The 19,213-nt window shown below is 41.9% G+C and carries 24 protein-coding genes; 18 read left to right on the top strand and 6 right to left on the bottom strand.

Annotation, left to right across the window (positions count from 1 at the left end):
- Positions 1-63 precede the first annotated feature (63 nt).
- Positions 64-975, top strand: a complete 912-nt coding sequence (gene cheV / locus M1D98_RS07440; protein ID WP_121642476.1) for a chemotaxis protein CheV — start codon at positions 64-66, stop codon at positions 973-975.
- Positions 976-1,017: 42 nt separating this feature from the next.
- Here cheV and M1D98_RS07445 read toward each other — a convergent pair whose 3' ends face one another.
- The 4 genes from M1D98_RS07445 to M1D98_RS07460 form a co-directional block, all read right to left on the bottom strand.
- The gene (locus tag M1D98_RS07445; RefSeq protein ID WP_010328508.1) at positions 1,018-1,482 is read right to left on the bottom strand and encodes a YkyB family protein; all 465 of its coding nucleotides are present in this window, start codon (positions 1,480-1,482) and stop codon (positions 1,018-1,020) included.
- Between the two features lie 125 nt (positions 1,483-1,607).
- On the bottom strand, positions 1,608-2,900 hold the full coding sequence (locus M1D98_RS07450; protein WP_121642477.1) for an MFS transporter: 1,293 nt from the start codon (positions 2,898-2,900) through the stop codon (positions 1,608-1,610).
- A gap of 75 nt (positions 2,901-2,975) precedes the next feature.
- Entirely contained in the window at positions 2,976-3,470 is a 495-nt protein-coding gene (locus M1D98_RS07455; protein WP_082246298.1) for a L,D-transpeptidase family protein, read from the bottom strand.
- A 57-nt stretch (positions 3,471-3,527) separates the two neighbouring features.
- Positions 3,528-4,388 carry a metallophosphoesterase gene (locus tag M1D98_RS07460; RefSeq protein ID WP_121642478.1) on the bottom strand — a complete coding sequence of 287 codons (861 nt, stop codon included), beginning with the start codon at positions 4,386-4,388 and terminating at the stop codon, positions 3,528-3,530.
- Positions 4,389-4,531: 143 nt separating this feature from the next.
- Between M1D98_RS07460 and fadH the strand changes: the two genes are divergently transcribed.
- The 13 genes from fadH to M1D98_RS07525 all read left to right on the top strand — a co-directional run bounded on the left by fadH (position 4,532) and on the right by M1D98_RS07525 (position 14,274).
- The gene (gene fadH / locus M1D98_RS07465) at positions 4,532-5,296 is read left to right on the top strand and encodes a 2,4-dienoyl-CoA reductase (protein WP_010328505.1); all 765 of its coding nucleotides are present in this window, start codon (positions 4,532-4,534) and stop codon (positions 5,294-5,296) included.
- A gap of 63 nt (positions 5,297-5,359) precedes the next feature.
- Positions 5,360-6,583, top strand: coding sequence for an EAL domain-containing protein (locus tag M1D98_RS07470; protein WP_121642479.1), 1,224 nt, complete (start codon positions 5,360-5,362; stop codon positions 6,581-6,583).
- Between the two features lie 620 nt (positions 6,584-7,203).
- Positions 7,204-7,443, top strand: coding sequence for a YkuJ family protein (locus M1D98_RS07475; RefSeq protein WP_003218671.1), 240 nt, complete (start codon positions 7,204-7,206; stop codon positions 7,441-7,443).
- Positions 7,444-7,553: 110 nt separating this feature from the next.
- On the top strand, positions 7,554-8,072 hold the full coding sequence (locus M1D98_RS07480; RefSeq protein ID WP_039073785.1) for a ribonuclease H-like YkuK family protein: 519 nt from the start codon (positions 7,554-7,556) through the stop codon (positions 8,070-8,072).
- 133 nt (positions 8,073-8,205) lie between these two features.
- The gene (gene abbA, locus M1D98_RS07485) at positions 8,206-8,403 is read left to right on the top strand and encodes an AbrB antirepressor AbbA (protein WP_010886502.1); all 198 of its coding nucleotides are present in this window, start codon (positions 8,206-8,208) and stop codon (positions 8,401-8,403) included.
- A gap of 137 nt (positions 8,404-8,540) precedes the next feature.
- Positions 8,541-8,984, top strand: a complete 444-nt coding sequence (gene cbpB, locus M1D98_RS07490) for a cyclic-di-AMP-binding protein CbpB (protein WP_010328502.1) — start codon at positions 8,541-8,543, stop codon at positions 8,982-8,984.
- A 147-nt stretch (positions 8,985-9,131) separates the two neighbouring features.
- Positions 9,132-10,013: a transcriptional regulator CcpC gene (ccpC, locus tag M1D98_RS07495; protein WP_010328501.1), complete on the top strand. Its 882-nt coding sequence runs from the start codon at positions 9,132-9,134 to the stop codon at positions 10,011-10,013.
- A 111-nt stretch (positions 10,014-10,124) separates the two neighbouring features.
- Complete coding sequence (locus tag M1D98_RS07500) at positions 10,125-10,601, top strand: flavodoxin (RefSeq protein WP_121642481.1); 477 nt, start codon at positions 10,125-10,127, stop codon at positions 10,599-10,601.
- Complete coding sequence (locus M1D98_RS07505; RefSeq protein WP_121642482.1) at positions 10,591-11,484, top strand: WD40/YVTN/BNR-like repeat-containing protein; 894 nt, start codon at positions 10,591-10,593, stop codon at positions 11,482-11,484. The genes M1D98_RS07500 and M1D98_RS07505 overlap by 11 nt, the downstream gene beginning before the upstream one ends.
- 15 nt (positions 11,485-11,499) lie before the next feature.
- Positions 11,500-11,955: a flavodoxin gene (locus M1D98_RS07510; RefSeq protein ID WP_121642483.1), complete on the top strand. Its 456-nt coding sequence runs from the start codon at positions 11,500-11,502 to the stop codon at positions 11,953-11,955.
- Positions 11,956-12,060: 105 nt separating this feature from the next.
- On the top strand, positions 12,061-12,771 hold the full coding sequence (gene dapD, locus M1D98_RS07515; protein ID WP_010328497.1) for a 2,3,4,5-tetrahydropyridine-2,6-dicarboxylate N-acetyltransferase: 711 nt from the start codon (positions 12,061-12,063) through the stop codon (positions 12,769-12,771).
- Positions 12,772-12,842: 71 nt separating this feature from the next.
- A complete protein-coding gene (locus M1D98_RS07520; RefSeq protein ID WP_268529075.1) occupies positions 12,843-13,967 on the top strand; it encodes an N-acetyldiaminopimelate deacetylase in 1,125 nt (374 codons plus the stop codon).
- Between the two features lie 61 nt (positions 13,968-14,028).
- Entirely contained in the window at positions 14,029-14,274 is a 246-nt protein-coding gene (locus M1D98_RS07525; protein ID WP_456280161.1) for a YkuS family protein, read from the top strand.
- 37 nt (positions 14,275-14,311) lie between these two features.
- On the opposite strand, the gene M1D98_RS07530 is transcribed toward M1D98_RS07525, so the two are convergent.
- On the bottom strand, positions 14,312-15,115 hold the full coding sequence (locus M1D98_RS07530) for a mechanosensitive ion channel family protein (RefSeq protein ID WP_268535429.1): 804 nt from the start codon (positions 15,113-15,115) through the stop codon (positions 14,312-14,314).
- Positions 15,116-15,357: 242 nt separating this feature from the next.
- Here M1D98_RS07530 and ahpA point away from each other — a divergent pair, with 242 nt between their 5' ends.
- From ahpA to rok, 3 genes are all read left to right on the top strand, one after another.
- Positions 15,358-15,900: a biofilm-specific peroxidase AhpA gene (gene ahpA / locus M1D98_RS07535; protein ID WP_010328491.1), complete on the top strand. Its 543-nt coding sequence runs from the start codon at positions 15,358-15,360 to the stop codon at positions 15,898-15,900.
- 67 nt (positions 15,901-15,967) lie between these two features.
- Positions 15,968-16,420, top strand: a complete 453-nt coding sequence (locus tag M1D98_RS07540; RefSeq protein ID WP_010328490.1) for a TlpA disulfide reductase family protein — start codon at positions 15,968-15,970, stop codon at positions 16,418-16,420.
- A 452-nt stretch (positions 16,421-16,872) separates the two neighbouring features.
- Complete coding sequence (gene rok, locus M1D98_RS07545) at positions 16,873-17,466, top strand: transcriptional regulator Rok (RefSeq protein ID WP_010328488.1); 594 nt, start codon at positions 16,873-16,875, stop codon at positions 17,464-17,466.
- A gap of 40 nt (positions 17,467-17,506) precedes the next feature.
- Here the strand turns inward: rok and M1D98_RS07550 are convergent, their stop codons facing one another.
- Positions 17,507-18,472, bottom strand: coding sequence for a coiled-coil domain-containing protein (locus tag M1D98_RS07550; protein ID WP_121642485.1), 966 nt, complete (start codon positions 18,470-18,472; stop codon positions 17,507-17,509).
- A 135-nt stretch (positions 18,473-18,607) separates the two neighbouring features.
- On the opposite strand from M1D98_RS07550, the gene M1D98_RS07555 reads away from it, so the two are divergent.
- Positions 18,608-19,207 (top strand): molybdenum cofactor guanylyltransferase, encoded by a 600-nt coding sequence (locus M1D98_RS07555; protein ID WP_456280162.1) that lies wholly within the window; start codon positions 18,608-18,610, stop codon positions 19,205-19,207.
- Positions 19,208-19,213 lie beyond the last annotated feature (6 nt).

Consider the following 19,213-nt stretch of genomic DNA (forward strand, 5'->3'; position numbering starts at 1 on the left):
ACTTTTTACAATTTACGCCGATATATACAGTACAATACTGAATGCGAATAGCGAGGGATTGAAGTGTCGTTACAACAATACGAAATTTTATTGGATTCTGGAACAAATGAATTGGAAATTGTGAAGTTTGGCGTGGGCGATAATGCTTTCGGAATTAACGTCATGAAAGTAAGGGAAATTATTCAGCCGGTTGAGGTAACATCTGTGCCTCACTCTCATCAGCATGTAGAAGGAATGATCAAGCTCAGAGGAGAAATTCTCCCTGTGATCAGCCTCTTCTCATTTTTTGGAGTGGAGCCTGACGGATCAAAAGATGAGAAATATATCGTAACTGAATTTAATAAACGGAAAATTGTTTTCCATGTCGGCTCTGTGTCTCAAATTCACAGAGTATCCTGGGAAGCAATTGAAAAGCCGACATCGTTAAACCAAGGAATGGAGCGGCATCTTACCGGGATTATTAAGCTCGAAAACCTGATGATCTTTTTGCCTGATTATGAAAAAATTATTTATGATATTGAATCAGACTCAGGTGTGGATACGTACAATATGCATACCGAGGGCTTCGATCAAAGAAGAGCTGATAAAAAGCTTATTATTGTAGAGGATTCACCGCTCTTAATGCGCCTCTTGCAGGATGAATTAAAAGAGGCTGGGTACAATAATATTTCTTCGTTTGAAAACGGAAAAGAGGCCTATGAGTATATCATGGACCTTGCTGAAAACGAAACGGATTTATCTGAACAGATTGATATGATTATCACTGATATTGAAATGCCAAAAATGGATGGACACAGGCTCACAAAGCTGCTGAAGGAAAATCCGAAAAGTTCAGACGTGCCGGTTATGATTTTCTCATCGCTAATTACCGATGATTTGCGTCACCGCGGGGAAGTCGTTGGCGCAGATGAACAGATCAGCAAGCCTGAGATCAGTGATTTGATTAAAAAAGTGGATACGTATGTTATCGAATAAATAAAAACAGCCGATGCCCGAGGGGGCACGGCTGTTTTTATGTTAAAAGTAACTCTCGCCGAGTTTTTTAAAGACGGGTTTATGATAAGTTGGCTGCTGGCGATTTGCCACAAGCGGCTTTTCTTTCATGCCGACATATTCTTGCAATAGGTGTTTCGCCTTTGTTAAAGACATTTGAGCTTTAGGATTTCGGTACGATTGATTAAGTGTACCTAAATGCGGAAGATGTTCGAAGTCTTCTTTCGTTGGAGGCATGTGAAAATAGTAGTCTCCGATTGAGATAAGCACGTCCGATTGCTGTTGGCTGAACCTTGGATTTTTTGAAAAATGAAGCCCTATTTTCTTTCCTTTACCTTCTTTGACAAGCTTTTGCAAAGCCCGTTTTTTCAGCAGATATAGGTATTTAGGGTTAGGGGCGGTTTTTGCATGGCGGTTCACAGTGTAAACTGCTTTTGAAAGATTTTCTACGGTTGGCTGCAGATCTTTCGTATATGCATGGTCGTCCATTATTTCTCTCCTTTGCTCTTATCAAATTCTATATGATTAGATTATACTTTTTTAAAGTTGAAATGCAAATATTGAATGTGAAAATGCGCTTTTTTCTGAGAAAAAAAGCGCATTAACAACTTAAATTATACAGATTTTACTTTCTTATTGGGCTGCTCTTGAAAGACTTCCTGAACATTGACTTCCACAGCCTGTGCACTGTATTTTGGCAGTGCAACAAAATAAAAAATAAAAACAAGCAGGGTGATAACGCCCATGCCGTAATAAAGATAATCAATGTTTGAAACGAATTTAGGGAATAACAGCGCAACTAAGCCGAGTGTCAGTGACTGTGCAAACATCATAAAAGGGTCCTGCAACCCGCTTACACGTCCCATCAGCTTAGGGTGAACAATCTTTGGCATCCAGCCTCCGATCGCAATGTTGACCGGTCCGATGCACATTCCGAGGACAAATGCTGCCGCGTAATATACCCATAACACATTTGTGTAGCCGAGGACAAAAATCAGCAAACCTGCGATAAAAATCGGTATCGACATTAAAAAATGGGGTTTCACTTTTTTTGAGATGATCGTGCCGAGAACACTTCCCGCCAGCAGCCCAAAACCGAGTGCGATCGTAAATACAGACGTATGCCATTCATAACGGTCGGGCGCCAATCCATATTTCATTGTAAACATCGGCAATACGGCGAATCCCCCGTTGACAAATCCAAAAATGAAGAAGCCGAAAATCAGGGATGCCAGCAGTTTGTTTTTTGATATATAGAGAATGCCTTCTCTAAAATCATTTATTGAATCTTTAACAGAGGCTTTTCTCCAGCTGAATGCGCCATTTGGCTGTCGGGCTTCCTTTGGAATTCGGCAACTGCGGATCAGCAGCCCGGAAATGATAAAGCTGACAAAATCGAGAATAATGGCGCCTTCAATTCCGATTGTGTTGTACATAAAAGCACCTATTCCGACTCCGAACACCATAAAAATACTAAAGAGCATCTGATTAAGCCCAGCTGCTTTGGCATAATGCTCCTTTGGCAGGATGGCTTGTACCAAACTGTTTTCTGCCGGAAAGAAAAACTTCGTGACAGCGCTTCTGACAAATAAAATACAGAAAACAAGAGGAATATTGCCGGTAAATAAAGTGAAAAAAAGGACGACAGTCAGACCTGCTCTAATCCAATCGCAGTTTTCCGCCACCTTTTTTCTGTCAAACCGGTCCGCGACGACTCCCACGATCAGAAATACAAATACGGTCGGAAGAGAATACATCAGCTCCGCCAAGGTCGTATATGAAGGCTGGCTGCTGAAGCGGTCCAGCAAGAAAAAAGCAAATGCCATGTTGCCTACTGTCGTCCCCATTTGAGAAGCGAGTGCTGCGAAAAATAGACGAACAAAATTACGATTTTTAAATATATCCATAAAAACGCTCCTTACCCTAAAGGTCCCACTTTATCATATTATAAACCGCCTGTTTTTGAAACAAATAAGAAAACATTACCGGTTAATCATGACTCTTGTTCCGTTTGGCACAATTGAAGCGAGTTCGATCACATCTTTGTTATGCATACGAATGCAGCCTTTAGAGACAGCCTTGCCAATCGAAGAAGGATTATTCGTCCCGTGTATTCCGTAGTGTTGCTTAGAAAGGCTTAGCCAATAAGCGCCGAATGGGCCGCCGGGATTGCGCTGGCGGTTAATAATATAAAATTCTCCAGTCGGCGTTTGGGTCAATATTTTGCCGACCGCAATCGGATAGGTCTTCATTATTCGATTATTCTGGAACAGCGTAAGGGTCTTCGCGCCGATTGAGACTGAGATATGATACGGAATCGTATTAGGGTCCGGGAGGCCGGGGATGACAATGGACTGTCCCGCAGTGAGCCCTGCCTGCAGTGACGGATTAGCATTGAGTAATGAAGCGGTGCTGATTCTGAAATCAGCCGCGATGCTGCTTAGTGTTTCACCTTGCTTTACCTGGTACGTAAGCAGTTTCCTCATCCTCTCTTTTTTACTTATAAGTATTGATGAGGAGCCCATCCTGCTACATTAATTTGTGCTTTTTAAGGTAAAGACTGAGATTTCAGGCTTGGCCAGAAACCGCAACGGCAATCTGGTCATCCCGAGGCCGCGGTTCACGTAAATATGGGTGCTGCCTGTCTGATACATTCCCTCTGTGTAGACCTTTCCATAAGGAGGTGTAATAATCGGGCCGTAAAAAGGCAGCTGAATCTGGCCGCCGTGTGTATGGCCGGAAAGCTGAAGGTTCACCGGATAGCCTGTTGTTTTTAACGCTGCATCAGGCTCATGGACGAGCAGAATAGAAAAAAGTCTGTCGCTTAGCCTTGAAAGGATGCCTTCATAGTCCGGGCTTCCTAGCATTAAGTCATCAAGTGATGCAATCTCGATTTTGCTGCCATCTGCAAGCGACAATGTTTGATAGCCATTGCGGTATACCGTAAAACCGCCGGCCGTCATCAGGCTTTTGTAAACGGCAGTTCCATAGCCTCCGTGATCATGATTGCCGTAAACACAAAACTTGCCAAAGGGCGCGTATAGTTTTCTCAATAATGGAATGACTGCCTGATGTTGCTGGTACGTATCAGGATTATCTATAATATCACCTGTAAACACAATGAGATCAGGTTTAGATTCATGAATTGACTGGATAACAGTCTTTAAATCTTCAAGAGTAAAAGAATCACTCAAGTGTGTATCACTAAACTGCACGATTTTGAAACCGTCAAATCCGTGCGGGATGAGAGAGCTTTTGATTGTGTGTTCGGTTGTCTCGATCATATGCGGCTCCAGATATCTGGCATAGCCGTATCCGCCGCCGGCCGCTAAAGCTCCTGCAGCAAGAGCCCCGAACGTTCCTTTTAGAAATTGCCTTCTGGACATCTTTTTCATTTCAAACCAACCTTTAATAGAGTTTTTCTATTATATCATCTGTATCTTGAAAAAATCTCATATCAGCATGTACTGACAAAAGCCGGCATATCATGATAGAATAAAATTGAATGAATACTCATTCATAACAAGGGGGAGAAATCATGGAAAAAAAGGCGGTTGTTATTACCGGCGGGTCAAGCGGCATGGGAAAAGCAATGGCAAAAAGACAGGCTGAATTAGGCTGGTACGTTATGGTGACAGGGAGGAACGAGGAAGCACTCGCAGAAACGAAACGAGACATTGAAACCTTTGAGGGACAGGTCGCCTGTTTTCAAATGGATGTCCGTTCTGATTCCGCCGCTTCTGACATGATGACAGAAGCGATAAAAGCATTTGGGCGGCTTGATGCGCTGATCAACAATGCGGCCGGAAACTTTATTTGCCCGGCAGAAAAGCTGACGCCCAATGGATGGAAAGCCGTAATTGAGATTGTCTTAAACGGCACATTTTTTTGCAGCCAAGCTGCAGCCAGACATTGGATCGAGAAGCAGAAGCAGGGCGTCATTTTAAATATGGCCGCCACATACGCTTGGGGAGCGGGAGCGGGGGTCGTCCATTCCGCTGCAGCGAAAGCAGGGGTATTGTCATTGACAAGAACGCTGGCCGTGGAGTGGGGGAGCCAATACGGCATTCGCACAAACGCGATTGCACCCGGCCCAATTGAACGAACAGGCGGTGCGGAGAAACTATTTGAATCAGAAAAAGCGAGAGCCCGAACGCTGAACAGTGTGCCGCTCGGCCGGCTCGGCACACCGGAGGAAATCGCATCTTTAGCCGCATTTATGCTTTCTGATGAAGCTTCCTATATGAATGGGGAATGTGTCACTCTAGATGGGGGGCAATGGCTCAATCCTTATCCATTTTAAAGCATATTAAACTTTGGATTCAATGTGGTATAATCAGACAAAGATAGAGAAGCAGGTGATAACATGTTGGATCCACTTGATATTTTAACGAACATTGATGATGTCCTTCCATATTACCAAGCGATTTTCAGTGCTGAGGAGCAGAAAATCGTTGGGTATGAGGTGCTTGGGCGTATAATGGCAGATTCAGAAATCCAAAGTCTCGGGCCCTTTTTTTTAGACGCGGGGATACCCGAAGAATATAAATTAGAGGTGGATAACAGAATTATCCGCCAAGCTCTTGACCGCTTTTTAGAGGCTGATTCTGATCTGCTGATTTTTATGAATCAGGACGCCAATCTGCTGATGCTTGATCATGGTGAAAGCTTTCTGGAGCTTCTGAAAGAGTATGAAGCAAAGGGAATCGAACTTCATCGTTTTGTGCTTGAAATTACGGAGCACAATTTTGAAGGGGATATTGAGCAGCTCTACCATATGCTTGCCTACTATCGTACATACGGAATTAAAATCGCAGTTGATAACATCGGGAAAGAAAGCAGCAACCTGGACAGAATCGCACTGCTTTCACCAGATCTGTTAAAAATCGATTTGCAGGCGCTGAAAATATCACAGCCGTCACCATCATATGAGCATGTGCTGTACAGCATATCTTTATTAGCGAGAAAAATCGGTGCAGCACTGCTGTATGAAGATATTGAGGCGAACTTCCAGCTTCAATACGCTTGGAGAAACGGCGGCCGCTATTTTCAGGGGTATTACTTGTTGTCTCCTTCTGAAACGTTTCCACAGAGAGATGTATTGAAGCAAAGACTTAAAGCTGAGTTTCACCAATTTATCACACATGAGAAAAAGAAGCTTGAAACCGTCTATGAGCACTCCGAACAGTTTTACAAACGAGTCCATCAAGCTGTGACATCTTTAAGAAAAATTAACTTGTCTTCTGATGATGACTTTATAAAAAAACTCGCAAAAGAGCTGACAGATTGCAGCTTTAGAATTTACATGTGTGATGAAGAAGGCGACCAGCTGACGGGAAATGTGTTTAAACAGGATGGAGAGTGGATTTACCAGCCGGAATACGCGGAAAAGAATTGGAGTTGGCGTCCTTATTTTTTGGAGAATATCATGAGAATGAGAAACCTCAGAAAAGGGTTTTTCAGTGATTTGTACAGCGATTTGGAAACTGGTGAAATGATCAGAACGTTTTCGTATCCGATGGATGATCAGATGTATTTATTTATAGACTTGCCTTACTCTTATTTATATGAGCAGGATGGATTGATTTAAGCGGCTGAAAGGCCGTTTTTTTTAATAATTGAAAAAATGTTAAAAAACGATTGACATTGATACTGATAATCATTATCATTTAATTATAGAGAGATACCTACTCTCTGTTCCCCAACCCCTCTATCAGATCAAGATCCGAAAAAACTTGGCGCTACCCCCGCCAAGTTTTTTATTTTGCCAAAGCATAAGACAATCAATAAAACAATAAACCTAACTAGGGGAAAACATTGAACACTGGGAGGAACAAAAATAGACATTCAGCGCCTGAACCCCGTACCAATGCTGCATGGCGGTGTAAGAGATATTAGTCGGCAAATGCGGCGAGATGTTCACTCCTGAATCATTACATATTGCAAAATTTCAAAAGAAAATTTTGATGAATTAGTAAAAAAGCCTTCTTGACGCTGCGGGCATATTAAAAAAATCATTAATGTGTGCATGACATTCAAAAAAAAGCCTCAAACTAATAAAAAATCATTTTTTCACTTTTTTTCTTTTCTTAAATTCAGCAGGGAAAATGCCATCCTGTCCGACTTTATGGTATGATGCTCAATAGAACTTGTATTATAATAAATACTTGTTGATTTGAAGTTGCTTTTTGAAAGGAGTCTTTTTTTAGAATGTCACAATTAATGGGTATCATCACACGGCTGCAAAGTCTGCAAGAAACAGCGGAAGCGGCTAACGAGCCAATGCAGCGTTATTTCGAAGTAAATGGTGAGAAAATATGCAGTGTAAAATATTTCGAAAAAAATCAAACGTTTGAGCTGACAGTTTTCCAAAAAGGTGAAAAACCTAACACATATCCGTTTGATAATATCGACATGGTTTCCATCGAAATCTTTGAACTTCTTCAGTAAGGTTCCTGAAATAAGGGGAACAAGCTCCCGCTTCTGTAAAAAGTAATCGTAATAAACGATAAGGAACATACTTGTTTCATGGTTGTAAATCCTTGAAAAGGAGTGTCGGCATGGCTGATTCTTTTCTGTTTTATAATCTCTCAGAAGCACAGATGACCTTTCAAGATGTGATGGAACGGCTTAAAGCCTTTGTTCGAAAGGACCCCCGTTCCTCCTATGTGTTATCTATCGGAACCGATTCACAGGTCCACCGCGATTACACCAAGTTTATTACCGCATTGCATTTGCATCGTACAGGCAAGGGAGCTTGGGGCTGTTTGAAAAATCATACAGTCGACAGACCCATACATAGCCTTCGGGAGAAGATTTCGTTAGAAACGGCGTACAGCCAGGAAACAGCCGCTTATATTCTGGATGGACACTTAATGGATATCACAGATCTGCTCCTGCCCTTTACCGGTGAGGGAGCGGATCTGACCTTTGAGGTTCACTTGGATATTGGAAAAAAAGGGCTTACAAAAGAACTGATTCAAGAAATGACAGGCCGTATTACTTCCATGGGGATAGAGGCGAAAATAAAACCGGATTCATACACTGCCTTCAGCTATGCAAATCGTTTCACAAAATAATTCCGGCTGAAAAGCCAAGGGAAATGTCGAATTATGCGGTTGACGTTTGTTTTCTGATTACTTATTCTAGCGGTAGAGCTGAAAGTAAGTTGACTTGCTTTCAGAGGTATTCAGTATAAAACAGGGGGCCTGATTGCGAATGAGTCTTATCGGTGAACGATTTACAGAAGAAGAACAAAAACTTCTGCTGAATATCCTGATCAACCATGAGTATGCTATCGAGCTTTTGAGCAGTGAAATCAACGATATAGAGACAGGAACCAAAAACGTTGATGGAACCACCTACAAAAAACTTGTAACACTATACGACCGATTTCGATTTGAAAATTAATGTAATGCCCTATAATTGATACTCGTAAAAAGAGTATCTTTTTTATTGGAGGAAACTTTTCGACAAATACTGATAAAGTTTATATTATTGTAATATAGGGAATGTATGGTTGATGAAAATGAAAAGGGGTCGAAAACATGATAAGCTTACAATCAGACCAGCTTCTTGAGGCAACAGTCGGACAATTCATGATTGAGGCGGACAAAGTAGCGCACGTTCAAGTCGGCAATAACCTTGAGCACGCATTATTAGTGCTGACAAAAACCGGATACACAGCTATCCCGGTTCTTGATGCTTCCTATCGTTTACATGGTTTAATCGGCACAAATATGATTATGAACAGCATTTTTGGGCTTGAGCGAATTGAGTTTGAAAAGCTTGACCAAATTACAGTTGAGGAAGTCATGCTGACAGATATTCCGCGTCTCCATATAAATGATCCAATTATGAAGGGATTTAGCATGGTCATTAATAACGGATTTGTCTGTGTGGAAAACGATGAACAGGTGTTTGAAGGGATTTTTACGAGAAGAGTGGTATTAAAGGAGTTAAACAAGCACATACGCTCATTGAATAAGTAGGCTTCACGGCCTATTTACGTTATATTGGCAGAGCAACAAAGAAAGCGCATACATAATTTAAACCAGAAAAGGACTTGAATCAGAAACGAAGAGTTTATTAGAATGGGAGATAAGAAAAACTTATTGATTATAAAAAAGGAGGACGACATGCAGCTTCAAGAGCTTCATATGCTCGTAGTTTTAGCTGAGGAGTTAAATATGAGAAAGGCGGCGGAGCGGCTTTTTGTATCTCAGCCGGCTTTATCTCAGCGCTTACAAACGATTGAAAAGGCGTGGGGCACTAAAATCTTTTTGCGATCTCAAAAAGGGTTAACGGTAACCCCCGCCGGTGAAAAAATCATTCAGTTTGCGAATGATGCAACGTTAGAGCAGGAAAGGATTAGAGAAAATATTGATGAGCTTGAAGGTGAAATTCACGGCACATTGAAGCTTGCTGTCGCCTCAATAATCGGCCAGCATTGGCTCCCTAAAGTCCTGAAGACGTATGTGGAAAAGTACCCGAATGCAAAGGTTTCGCTCATTACCGGCTGGAGCAGCGAAATGCTGAAAAGCTTATATGAGGATCAGGTTCATATCGGTATTATAAGAGGGAACCCTGAGTGGAAGGGCCGTAAAGATTACTTGATGACAGATCACCTGTATTTAGTCGATACTGAAATTTCCTGCATCGAAGATATTGCCCATACCGAACGGCCGTTTATCCAGTTTAAAAGCGACAGTACTTATTTTCAGGAAATTCAGCATTGGTGGCATCAAAAATTTAAAACGTCGCCAAAACAGACGATATTGGTTGATCAGATTGAAACGTGTAAACAGATGGCGCTGCACGGAATCGGTTATGCCATATTGCCGTCAGTTACTCTTCAAAATGAAGATAAAGTCAATAAAATGCCACTGTTAGACACAAAAGAGCATCCAATTGGACGGGACACATGGCTATTAGGCTATGAACCTGCCTTTGAGCTGAAGCAAGTTCAAGCTTTTGTTCAAGTCATAAAGGATATGCTGGATCAGGAAAATCCATTTTAAAAGACAGCGATGTGCTGTCTTTTTTTATTTGCATATTGACAATGAAAATCATTATCATTTAAAGTGTTACATATGATACTGAAAATCATTATCAATTGATGAGGTGATAACATGGCTAAAGCCTTGATTACATATGCCAGCATGTCAGGAAATACGGAAGACATTGCCGTCATTATAAAAGAAACGCTTCAGGATTATGAGTTGGATATCGACTGCATTGAGATAGATGATGCGGATGTTTCTGCCTTAACATCCTATGATTATGTGCTGATTGGCACGTATACATGGGGCGACGGCGATTTGCCTTACGAAGCGGAAGATTTTTTTGAAGAGGTCAAACAGCTCCAGCTAAATGGCTTGAAAACAGCTTGCTTTGGGTCTGGCGACTATTCTTATCCGAAGTTTTGTGAAGCGGTCAATTTGTTCAGCGTCATGCTGCAAGAGGCGGGAGCTGCTGTTTACCAGGAAACATTGAAAATCGAACTGGCGCCTGAAACAGATGATGATGTGGAAAGCTGCCGAGCGTTTGCGAGAGATTTTCTTGCATGGGCGGATTATATCAGCAAGGAAAAGACCCATGTTTCATAAAGGAGCGACTGCTGTCACGGCATCGGCATCTTCAGGTTATTTTGTGGCGGTACAAAGAGAAGGCATTTTTCATTATTCTTTGGAGCAGGGCTGGAGAAAGCTTTTCCGTTTGAAAAGCAAAATTCATGGCATCAGTTACATAGGGCCTTACTTGTTTGGCGTCGGTGAAAAGGGAACGGTCATTCGTTCGTCTGACGAAGGGAAAACCTGGACGATGTCGAGCTTTCCGACAAACGCAACAGTGTGGGCGATTACAGGCCGTAACGACGGGTTTGCCTGCGCCCATGGCAAGCATTGCATTTATGTATCGGATGATTTTGGGGTTTCTTGGCGCGTAGCCAAACCTTTTGCGGGATTTGATAACCCTCCTGTAATCCGTTCGTTGTGCCTGCAGGGCAGCAGCCTTTTCATCGGCACGCAAATACACGAATATTATGGAGGCATTTGGGCTTATGACTTTAACCATGACACAGTCCAAATCGTTAAAAAAGAAGAAACACGCATGACAGCATCCATGCTCGTGTTCAATGAAAATTGGCTAGTGGCTGCGATGGGTTCTGTGAAAGGAAAGCGCGGTGCTGTGACTATACGGAATATTTTGACTGATGAAGAGTTCACTATACAATCCAGCATGATGAAAAAAGAAGAATCATTTCTTGATATTTCAGAGGATGATGGAATTATATATGTCACAACAACGCAAGATGAAAATGGCTATTCGAGAATTTACCAGGCCGACCTCGAAGCCAGGTCGTTAAAATGGTTCGATACCATTAAAGGGCATGGATGGAGAGTGGCCAATCAGAAAGAGAATTTCTTTTGTGCAGGCTTGTATGAATGTAAATTTGTTCAGCCGTACGATGTGTCAGCAATGATTCATTAGAGGAGGAAAAAAGAATTGGGGAAGATTTTACTCGTTTATGCAACAATGTCTGGCAACACTGAAGCAATGGCAGATTTGATTGAAAAGGGCCTTCAAGAGGCGGAAGCGGAGGCAGACCGTTACGAAGTGATGGATATAGATGATGCAGAGCTGTTTAACGATTATGATCATATTATGATGGGAACCTACACGTGGGGTGACGGCGATTTGCCTGATGAATTTTTAGATCTTGCTGAAGATATGGATGAGATTGATTTTTCCGGCAAAACTTGCGCTGTATTCGGTTCCGGTGATACAGCATATGAATTTTTCTGTGGAGCAGTTGATACGCTTGAAGCAAAAATAAAAGAACGCGGAGGCGAAATTGTACTGCCTTCAGTAAAAATCGAAAATAATCCAGAAGGTGAAGAAGAGGAAGAATTGATGGAGTTCGGGAGACAATTCGCAAAGAAAAGCGGAATCGCTGTCTGACTTACCCACTGGGAACTGCTCAAGCGGCTGTTCCTTTTTTTCTTGTCTTTGTATCTTTCCTTTGATACAGTAATGAGGTAGAAAATCAGGAGGAGGACTATACATATGAAAATGATGGACGCAAATGAAATTATTTCATTTATTCAAAATAGCACGAAATCTACACCGGTAAAGGTTTACGTAAAAGGTGAGCTGGAAGGAATCAATTTTGGCGAATCTGCGAAAGCTTTTATCAACGGAAACACAGGTGTCATTTTCGGTGAATGGAGCGAAATCCAAACAGCCATTGAAGAAAATCAAAGCAAAATCGAAGACTATGTGGTTGAAAATGACCGCCGCAATTCTGCGATTCCAATGCTTGACCTTAAAAATATCAAAGCGCGTATCGAGCCTGGCGCGATCATCCGCGACCAAGTTGAAATCGGTGATAATGCAGTCATCATGATGGGGGCTTCTATCAATATCGGTTCAGTTATCGGCGAAGGCACAATGATCGATATGAACGTTGTCTTGGGCGGACGAGCTACTGTCGGCAAAAACTGCCATATCGGAGCGGGTTCTGTGCTTGCGGGCGTTATTGAGCCGCCATCCGCTCAACCGGTTGTTATTGAGGACGACGTTGTGATCGGGGCAAATGCTGTTGTGCTTGAAGGCGTAACAGTAGGTAAAGGAGCCGTTGTTGCTGCAGGCGCGATCGTGGTAAACGATGTTGAGCCATACACTGTCGTTGCAGGAACACCTGCTAAAAAAATCAAAGACATTGATGAGAAAACAAAAGGCAAAACTGAAATCAAGCAGGAATTACGCCAGCTGTAAGGAATGGTTTGATAAAAAAGGGCGTGGATATATTATCCACGCCTTATTCGTATAGGCAGGAGGAATAAGGAATGAAGAAAGAGGAGCTCATCGCAATCCGCAGAGATCTGCACCGTATACCGGAGCTTGGATTTCAGGAGTACAAAACCCAGCAATATTTATTAAATGTTTTGGAACAATATCCGCAAGACAGAATTGAAATTGAGAAATGGCGAACAGGGCTTTTTGTTAAGATCAACGGGACGGAGCCGGAGAAAATGCTGGCGTACAGAGCGGATATCGATGCGCTTTCCATTGAAGAGCAGACCGGTCTTCCATTCGCATCAGAGCATCACGGCAACATGCACGCCTGCGGACACGATTTGCATATGACGATTGCACTTGGCATTATTGACCATTTTATTTACCACCCGGTCAAACATGATTTGCTCTTCCTGTTTCAGCCGGCAGAGGAAGGGCCTGGCGGTGCGGAACCAATGCTTGAGAGTGATGTATTAAAAAAGTGGCAGCCTGATGTCATCACCGCATTGCATATTGCTCCAGAGCTGCCCGTAGGCACGATCGCGACAAAAAGCGGCCTCCTTTTTGCGAATACATCAGAGCTTGTCATCGATTTGGAAGGAAAAGGGGGACATGCGGCCTATCCGCACCTTGCCGAAGATATGGTTGTAGCGGCAAGCACACTTGTCACCCAGCTGCAAACGATCATATCTAGAAACACAGATCCGCTGGACAGCGCGGTTATTACAGTCGGTACCATTACAGGAGGCTCAGCACAAAATATCATTGCGGAAACAGCCCACTTGGAAGGCACCATTCGCACCCTTTCTGAAGAATCGATGAAACGGGTAAAGGAACGGATTGAAGATGTAGTGAAAGGAATAGAAATCGGATTCCGTTGTACAGGAAAAGTAACGTATCCGTCTGTATATCATCAAGTTTACAATACGAGCGGGCTGACAGAAGAATTTATGTCTTTTGTTGCTGAACATGAACTAGCAACAGTAATCGAAGCAAAAGAAGCAATGACTGGAGAGGATTTCGGCTACATGCTGAAGAAATATCCAGGCTTCATGTTCTGGCTCGGTGCTGATTCTGAACATGGGCTTCATCACGCAAAGCTGAATCCTGATGAAAATGCGATAGAAACAGCGGTTAACGTCATGACAGGTTATTTTTCTGTTTATGCCAATTAAGTACAAATGAAAGAATAAAATTCCAAGAAATGAGCACTCTAGTAAACGGAGGTGTTCAATAATGGCAAAAAAAATTGGAATTGAACAATCGTTATCAGATGTTGAATCCGCATTAAAAGAAAAAGGATATGACGTTGTCATGATGAAAAGCCCTTCCGATGCAAAAGGCTGTGACTGCTGTGTCGTAACAGGCCTTGACAATAATGTGCAAGGAATAGCTGATACGGCAACACAAGCAACCGTCATTACAGCTTCCGGGATGACTGCTGAAGAAATTTGCAGCGAAGTGGAAAGCAGAATTCAGTGAATGAAAAACCGAAGCAAAAAAGCTTCGGTTCTTTTATTTACTCAGTTTCTCTAGGAAAAGCGCGGTCAAGGGCGGTTTTTATTTCCTTTCGAAGCACTCGCTCGACGCGCCACTGTTCCATATTTTCTGTTTTGGCAATGACTCTGATCACGATTTCGGAAGTGCCAAGTTCTTGAATCCCAATGACATTTGGGCCCTCTATTATTTGCGGAAGAGCGGCTGCCGTTTCATTGCATACTTGCTGTAAAATGTGAATCGTTTCATCAATGTTTCTTTCAGCCGGCACTTTTATGTCAACCAGAGCCTGCATTGTTCCCCGGGAATGATTGCTCACGTTTGTAATGTTTCTATTAGGGATATAATGCAGTGTCCCATCAAAACTGCGGATTTGAGTTGTTCTTAAGCCAACCTGTTCGACAATCCCGTCAAAGGTGGAAACCGTAATATAATCTCCAACATCCAATTGTTTTTCAAGCAGAATAAAAAAACCTGTCACGATGTCGCTGACAAGCCCTTGGGCACCAAATCCGACAGCCAGTCCGACAATTCCTGCTCCCGCTAAAAGAGCGCTAGGGTCGTAATGAAACAAATCCAGAACCATGACGAAGAATATAAAAATCAATATGTAAGAAAATATGTTGAGAGTCAGGCTTTGGAGCGTATATGCGCGTCCTTTGGACAAACTGTTCTGCTCCTCGAATTTTGCAAAAAGATGCTTAATGATTTTCATGCCTAATGATCGAACGATAAAGTAGATGAAAATCATAATGACGAGTTTAACGAGCAGGACACTGGCATGTGTAATAAGTCCCGGCCAATCATATTGTTTAATAAAATCCATATTGGGGCTCCTTTTCTGAAGTGATTGCAGCATATTGAGGTTTGTTACCCTTTACTTGAACATGTTAAACTTTTTCTTCAAAAATGTTTCAGCCGAAGACGAACATGAATTGTTAAAAATTGACTCGAAAAATGAGCTCCTATATAATGGGCATTGTGATGTTATTAACGAAATATAGATGATGATCCTTTATTTTCATGGGAATCCGGCTTTTAAGCCAAACGATAATTGGAGGGATACATATGGCAGAACGTATGGTAGGTAAACAGGCTCCTCGTTTTGAAATGGAAGCAGTCCTTGCAAGTAAAGAATTTGGCAAAGTTAGTCTTGAGGAAAACATGAAAAACGACAAATGGACAGTGCTGTTCTTCTATCCAATGGACTTCACTTTTGTTTGCCCAACGGAAATTACGGCAATGTCTGACCGATACGACGAATTTGAAGATCTTGATGCAGAAGTCATCGGAGTGTCAACTGACACAATCCATACTCATTTGGCGTGGATAAATACTGATCGTAAAGAAAACGGCCTTGGCCAGCTGAAATATCCGCTTGCAGCTGATACAAACCACGAGGTATCCCGTGAATATGGCGTTTTAATCGAAGAAGAAGGTGTGGCCCTGCGCGGATTATATATTATCAATCCAGAAGGCGAGCTCCAATATCAAACTGTTTTCCATAACAATATTGGCCGAGACGTTGATGAAACGCTTCGTGTTCTTCAAGCGCTGCAAACCGGCGGACTCTGCCCGGCCAACTGGAAACCAGGCCAAAAAACACTTTAATTCTTTCTAAGAACGAAAAAGGGTCTGACATATTTGTTAGGCCTTTTGTGTAATAGGAGGGAAAGCAATGAAATTACGTCAGCCAATGCCTGAATTGACTGGGGAAAAAGCCTGGTTCAATGGTGAAGTAACGAGAGAGCAATTGATCGGGGAAAAGCCGACGCTTATTCATTTCTGGTCCATCAGCTGCCATCTGTGCAAAGAAGCGATGCCGCAAGTGAATCAATTTCGTGATCAATATCAAGATAAACTGAACGTTATAGCTGTGCATATGCCTCGTTCCGAGGATGATCTTGACCTCGGCAAAATAAAAGAAGTAGCTGATGAACATGATATCACTCAGCCAATTTTTGTTGATAGTGATCATGCTTTAACCGATGCATTTGAAAATGATTATGTGCCTGCATACTATGTGTTTGATAAAACAGGCCAGCTTCGTCACTTTCAAGCCGGCGGCAGCGGGATGAAAATGCTTGAAAAACGTGTGAACCGTGTTCTGTCTGAAACAGAACAGGCTTGAAGGTTCTTCATAAAAACCTGATCTCATCAGGTTTTTTTATTTGTATAAGAAAGGAATCGAAAATGAGTAAGAAGATTATTTTTCCAAATCTGGGCAAGGTGAAAGTTGATATATGGATTGATACGATGAAAAAACAGCAAATTTTTTATGTTTTTCCTCAATTTTAGATAAATTTCATCGCCCATAACTCGAAAATTGTAGATATTACACTACATTTTTTTAAAGAAGTAAGTAAAATATATATTTTCAACATAATACCAAATGAACTCGAAAGTCCCTTGAACCCTTGAGAATAAAGAACTCTTCTGGAAAATAAATATTTTTCAGAAAATAAGGAATTTTTCATAGAGTAAATATAATAGTAAAATGCTAAAATAATAGTTGATAAAATTACTTTTGTAATCTAATATCTTATTTAAAGATGTTAATTTCGATAGGGGGTACATTGAGGAATGTTTAATGAAAGAGAAGCTTTGCGCTTGCGGTTAGAACAATTAAATGAAGCTGAAGTGAAAGTCATTCGTGAATATCAAATCGAACGTGATAAAATATACGCAAAATTAAGAGAGTTGGACAGAAATGGAAGCCCTTCTGAAATCAAAAAGGATTTACGTTCTGAAAAAAAACCAGACTCTCTGCCGGTTCTCGCTGAGCTTGCGGCTCAGGAGATCAGAAGCTATCAGCCGCCGTCACAGCAGCAGTCTGTTCAGCCTCAGCTTCAATCTATTTCCTCTCTTCCTGCCGGTATACCAGACGGAACAACACGAAGAAGAAGAGGTACGGCAAGACCGGGATCAAAAGCAGCTAAGCTGAGAGAAGCTGCCATTAAAACTTTAAAGCGCCACAACGCGGCGATTAAGAGCTCCGAGCTTCAAAAAGAGATTGAAAAAGAAAGCGGTCTTGAAATCCCTAATATGACAACATTCATGCAAAGCCTAATTAAAATGTATCCGGAAGTGAAAAAGCCGTATCGCGGCCAGTATATTTTAGAAGGCGAAATCGAATCTGCAGAATCAGTTGAACCTGCGGAATCAACAAATGAATAAATAGACAGAAAAACTGCTTGCGTAGTGCGCAAGCAGTTTTTTATTGATTTTTTTTCTGTGAAGGTTTGTTTTCCCTTTCAAGATTAAGCTTATAGACCCATTTTTGATAAGGTTTTTCTTCAGCGGCTCTGCCTTTCAGTTCTTCGATCGTATGGCTCATAGCCTGGTCTGTTGATTGGGCGCGGGTGAGCTGTTTTTGAAGCGCGTGTACCTGTTTGGTGACATCTTCAAGTATGGTCTCTACATGATGTGGCTGCGCATAGGCCGCTGGGGCTTTTTCTTCTGTTTTTTCTTTTTGTTTCGGGCCGCCATCAATATCGGCAAAATGAGAAGCAATCCAGGCATCACTTTCATCAAGCTGCCGTTTATACGATACAATAGTTTCGTGAAATAGTTTTTCTTTCGTTTTTTCTATTTCGAGCAGCCTTTCTTTCGTTTCTATGATTCGATCTTTCATATGATCAACTTCTATTTTAATATGTTTTAGCTGATATTCTTTTTCTATCATTTGCTCTTTTAGACGGCTGTTTTCAGCTTTCACCTTTTCGGTTTGGTGTTTTGCCTGAAGCAATGCGTTCTGTTCCCGCTGGATAGAGGATTGAAGAAGGCTGACTCGTTTATGCAGATTTTTATTTTCTTCTTCAATTTTAATTTTAGCAATATGAAGTTTATGTTTTTCTTCGGTATCGGCTTTGCGTTTGAAGGTTTCAGCAGATAGGAGCTCCTGCAGCGCAACGATTTTATCTAGGAGCTCAGCTCTTATTTGATGCAGCGTTTGGCTGGTGTGGGAGGCGTGTTTTTCTTTCGTTGACATTTGCGTTAATTCGGCGGACAGCTGCTGAAGTTTTTCTTTCATATCGTTATTTTCTTTGAGCAGTTTGTTATTTTTCTGATGGAAGTAGGTTGCTTCAAGTTCGGAAATCAGCTTATGGCACCTTGAAAGCTCTGATTTTAAATAAAGGTTCTCCTGAGACACATCGTGGAAAAAAGGACCTGATCTTTTCATTCGAACCATCTCCCTCATGATGTTAACACTACAATATGCAAATAATGAACAGCTATTCCTCTTTAATAAACAGACAAGCAGTGGCGTTAGGGCCTTGCTTTTGCTATGATTTTAACGAACTAGAGGTGAGAGGACATGAAGCATATAAACGTACTGCTGGCAGGAGGAGCCTCACGGCGCTTTGGGGAACCGAAGGCGTTTGTGAAATGGAAGGGCAGGATGTTTTACGAATGGACCAAAGAGGCGCTTGGAGAACATGCGGTTATCATCACCCGTCCTGAGTTGATTGGTAGATTCCAAGAAAACGGTGAAAATGAAGTATATCAAGATACTGAGCCGTTTCGAGGAATGGGTCCATTGGCGGGTATATATACCGCTTTTAAAAAGACAGACGGCGAGCTTTATACTGTGTTGTCCTGTGACACGCCGCTGATCCAAAGAAGGACGATGCTGGAGCTCAAGCGTCTGATGATTCCCGGTATAGATGCGGTCGTCCCGATTTCAAGGGGACGGGAGCAGCCATTGATTGCAATGTACCATAAACGAATCATGCCCATTTTATATGATCAGCTTTGTGAGAAGAGATTAAGAATATCAGATTTGTTAAGCCGTATATCGGTTTGTTACGTACAAGATGAAGAAATTGGGGCAAATCCGGCTGAGTTTATTAACGTGAACACACGTGATGATTTTAGCTGTTTGGAAGAAAAAACGGATTCCTTCAGGCGGGACTGATGGGGC

The organism is Bacillus sp. K7 (assembly GCF_053903245.1).

Bases quoted from the DNA above. Each gene is read 5' to 3' on its own strand.
- M1D98_RS07445 (WP_010328508.1), bottom strand. From the start codon at position 1,482: ATGGACGACCATGCATATACGAAAGATCTGCAGCCAACCGTAGAAAAT.
- M1D98_RS07450 (WP_121642477.1), bottom strand. From the start codon at position 2,900: ATGGATATATTTAAAAATCGTAATTTTGTTCGTCTATTTTTCGCAGCA.
- M1D98_RS07460 (WP_121642478.1), bottom strand. From the start codon at position 4,388: ATGAAAAAGATGTCCAGAAGGCAATTTCTAAAAGGAACGTTCGGGGCT.
- fadH (WP_010328505.1), top strand. From the start codon at position 4,532: ATGGAAAAAAAGGCGGTTGTTATTACCGGCGGGTCAAGCGGCATGGGA.
- M1D98_RS07470 (WP_121642479.1), top strand. From the start codon at position 5,360: ATGTTGGATCCACTTGATATTTTAACGAACATTGATGATGTCCTTCCA.
- M1D98_RS07475 (WP_003218671.1), top strand. From the start codon at position 7,204: ATGTCACAATTAATGGGTATCATCACACGGCTGCAAAGTCTGCAAGAA.
- M1D98_RS07480 (WP_039073785.1), top strand. From the start codon at position 7,554: ATGGCTGATTCTTTTCTGTTTTATAATCTCTCAGAAGCACAGATGACC.
- cbpB (WP_010328502.1), top strand. From the start codon at position 8,541: ATGATAAGCTTACAATCAGACCAGCTTCTTGAGGCAACAGTCGGACAA.
- ccpC (WP_010328501.1), top strand. From the start codon at position 9,132: ATGCAGCTTCAAGAGCTTCATATGCTCGTAGTTTTAGCTGAGGAGTTA.
- M1D98_RS07500 (WP_121642481.1), top strand. From the start codon at position 10,125: ATGGCTAAAGCCTTGATTACATATGCCAGCATGTCAGGAAATACGGAA.
- M1D98_RS07505 (WP_121642482.1), top strand. From the start codon at position 10,591: ATGTTTCATAAAGGAGCGACTGCTGTCACGGCATCGGCATCTTCAGGT.
- dapD (WP_010328497.1), top strand. From the start codon at position 12,061: ATGAAAATGATGGACGCAAATGAAATTATTTCATTTATTCAAAATAGC.
- M1D98_RS07520 (WP_268529075.1), top strand. From the start codon at position 12,843: ATGAAGAAAGAGGAGCTCATCGCAATCCGCAGAGATCTGCACCGTATA.
- M1D98_RS07525 (WP_456280161.1), top strand. From the start codon at position 14,029: ATGGCAAAAAAAATTGGAATTGAACAATCGTTATCAGATGTTGAATCC.
- M1D98_RS07530 (WP_268535429.1), bottom strand. From the start codon at position 15,115: ATGGATTTTATTAAACAATATGATTGGCCGGGACTTATTACACATGCC.
- ahpA (WP_010328491.1), top strand. From the start codon at position 15,358: ATGGCAGAACGTATGGTAGGTAAACAGGCTCCTCGTTTTGAAATGGAA.
- M1D98_RS07540 (WP_010328490.1), top strand. From the start codon at position 15,968: ATGAAATTACGTCAGCCAATGCCTGAATTGACTGGGGAAAAAGCCTGG.
- rok (WP_010328488.1), top strand. From the start codon at position 16,873: ATGTTTAATGAAAGAGAAGCTTTGCGCTTGCGGTTAGAACAATTAAAT.
- M1D98_RS07550 (WP_121642485.1), bottom strand. From the start codon at position 18,472: ATGAAAAGATCAGGTCCTTTTTTCCACGATGTGTCTCAGGAGAACCTT.
- M1D98_RS07555 (WP_456280162.1), top strand. From the start codon at position 18,608: ATGAAGCATATAAACGTACTGCTGGCAGGAGGAGCCTCACGGCGCTTT.